This is a genomic window from Campylobacter sp. B0100352/1, assembly GCF_020135855.1.
Taxonomy (GTDB): domain Bacteria; phylum Campylobacterota; class Campylobacteria; order Campylobacterales; family Campylobacteraceae; genus Campylobacter_D; species Campylobacter_D taeniopygiae.
Genome location: NZ_JACHTP010000050.1, coordinates 1 through 2,585 on the forward strand (window position 1 = coordinate 1; position 2,585 = coordinate 2,585).

Annotated in this window: 3 protein-coding genes and 1 pseudogene; all 4 read left to right on the top strand. The window is 24.1% G+C overall.

Going from position 1 to position 2,585, the window contains the following annotated elements:
- Positions 1-1,106: lysozyme (locus H2279_RS08285; RefSeq protein ID WP_337196248.1), on the top strand; the 1,106-nt coding region annotated here is incomplete at its 5' end.
- Positions 1,100-1,462: a hypothetical protein gene (locus H2279_RS08290; protein WP_137624582.1), complete on the top strand. Its 363-nt coding sequence runs from the start codon at positions 1,100-1,102 to the stop codon at positions 1,460-1,462. The genes H2279_RS08285 and H2279_RS08290, both read left to right, overlap by 7 nt.
- Before the next feature lie 102 nt (positions 1,463-1,564).
- Positions 1,565-2,155, top strand: coding sequence for a hypothetical protein (locus H2279_RS08295; RefSeq protein WP_337196249.1), 591 nt, complete (start codon positions 1,565-1,567; stop codon positions 2,153-2,155).
- Positions 2,156-2,249: 94 nt separating this feature from the next.
- Positions 2,250-2,585 (top strand): annotated as a pseudogene (locus tag H2279_RS08300) (hypothetical protein); the annotation flags it as partial.

Sequence of the window (2,585 nt, forward strand, 5' to 3'; positions counted from 1 at the left end):
GTGATCGATTTCAAAAAGATAATTTACCTGTCTATAATCTTTTACTTAATAGCGAAAGAAAAGAACAAGACAAAGCTTTAGATGAATTAAATATAGATCAAAAAGATTTAAAAGATATAGAAGATATAAATATCCTTAATCAATTTAGGAAAGATTTTAGTAAAAATCATGAATTTAAACAATTAAATCTTAGCTTTGATACTAATTTAATCAAACTTTATTTTATTATCCCTAAAAATATCTCTAAATCCTATAAAGATGCTTATAAAAAATTTGAAAAAAAGGAATTAGGAGCAGGATATTTTAAAGAGTTACATGAATATGATAAAATTATTAGAAATTCCTTAAAAGATAATAAAGAACTAAATGAATATCATTTTAGTTTTTTAGCCCCTGCTAAAATGAAAAATTTAAAACTTCAAATTGCAAAGGGACTAGATAAAATCTTAGAAGATGAAGATAGAAAGCAAGATCTTTTTGTTTGTAAATTTGTAGTGGTAAATGGGATAGGAGAAAATAGAATAAAAACAAAAAATAAAGATGTAAATATAAACAATGATAATGCTACAAAAAGTAATAATAATGAAAACATAAACTATAGCGATACTCAAGAAAAAATTACTCATCTAAGCAATGATGGTAAAAATCTTTTAAAAAGTATAGAGAAGCTAAGACTCAAGCCTTATAATGACCAAAACGGAAAAGAAATTACTTCATATGTCAAAGGTGCAACTATCGGATATGGGCATCTTATAGGACAAAATGAATGGGATTTATATAAAAATGGTATTACCTTACAAGAATCGGATAAATTGTTTGAAAGCGATTTATTACCCTTTGAAAATGCTGTAAAAAATTCAATAAACCCTTCCTTAATGCAGAATGAATTTGATGCCTTAGTTATATTATGTTTTAATATAGGAATTAATAATTTTAAAAACTCCTCTGTTATTAAAATTATTAATGGAGAGAAAACGAGTTATAAAACATTAAAAGAAGCTTGGATGGCGTGGAACAAAAGTCAAAATAAAGTAATGCAGGGGCTAATTAATAGGAGGAATTCCGAATATAAACTTTATACTCAAGGGGTTTATGAAAAATGGTAATTTTTAAAAATATATTATTGCTTTTATTTTTTAGTACCTATTTGTTAGCACAAGATAGTTTTACTCCGCTAGAGCAATGCACTTATGAAAATGAAAAATTTTGGATAAAAATCTTAAATCTATGTCCAGAGGGTAATATAACTTGCGATAAAGTTATATATGTGGGTGTCAATAAAGATAGTGGAAAATATATTATCTTAAATGGCAAGTCTATTAGCGATGTAAATATGAATTTTAAAGGATATGTTTTTAAAAATGGTATTTATGAATATAATATTTTTAAAAATAATGTTTTATATATTTCTAAAAACAAGCAAATTATACAAGAATATCGTCTGAAATTATGTGAAAGATAGATAGCAAAGATTCAAGTAAAAAGAATGGCAATTACCTACCATAGATGCTAAAATTAATAATGAGGATTATAAGATACATATTAATCATTTAGGAAAACCTTGATGAAATTTAAAATTATAGAAAATAAAAACGGAGAAATATTTCCACAATGGAATATTTTACTCGATTTGTATATAAAATCATTTCTTGATATATTTTGCACACATGATAAAATAAATAAAAATGATATGATAGAAATCATAGAATATACTCTTTTATGCGACTTTTTAGAATGTAGCAATTATGCAGAACTTTTTATGATTTTTAATCTTTATACAAAAGATTATCAAAATGAATTTCTAAAGGTATTTGAAAAATTATTTATAAATAATATGATAGATTTTTATATAAATGATGAAGAACAATATACGCTCACGCATTATATGAAAGAAGATAAATATCAAGTTTGGAAATATTTTATGGACAATTATATTTATAAAGAGCGTTTTTATGTCGATAGTTTTTTAGTTGCTTCTTGGGATAATCCAAATAGTTGGGATAAATATAACATTAATGCAATTATTAGCCCTAAAGGTGAAAAATATTTCAATGAAATTTTAGCTCCTAAGTTTTACAATAAATACAAAGATTTAGAAGTAGAAATTGATGATAAAGGTAATATTATAAGATGGATTGGAGAGATTAATAGGTGATTTTTGTTAATTTTAAAAGATAATAAGAATATCCCTTTAATAAAAAGCAAAGAAGAAATAGCTAAATTATGAAAATTCATAAGGAAATACCATAATGAAATGCAAATTTATAAGTTATGAAAAAGGTTATTTTAGTTTTTTTTATAATAAAAATCAAGAGTGGAAAGAAAAATTTATCAACAAGTTAAATTTTAATAGCTATGGAAAAGATGAAATAGATGTGTTAATGTTTTCACAAATTCCAAATATTGCAAAAAATGATATCTTGGAATTGCTTGAAGTTTCATTTTTGCCATTTATCGATAAAAGCATAGGTATTTCAAGATGGGAATGTGACCATTTTATTTTATTAGATACTTACACTATTGACAATCTTAGCAACCCTTTCTCTTTAAATACTCCAAAACCTACTTACATTAGTGAATATATT

Excerpts from the sequence above, each read along its gene's own strand:
- H2279_RS08290 (WP_137624582.1), top strand. The coding sequence starts at position 1,100 with ATGGTAATTTTTAAAAATATATTATTGCTTTTATTTTTTAGTACCTAT.
- H2279_RS08295 (WP_337196249.1), top strand. The coding sequence starts at position 1,565 with ATGAAATTTAAAATTATAGAAAATAAAAACGGAGAAATATTTCCACAA.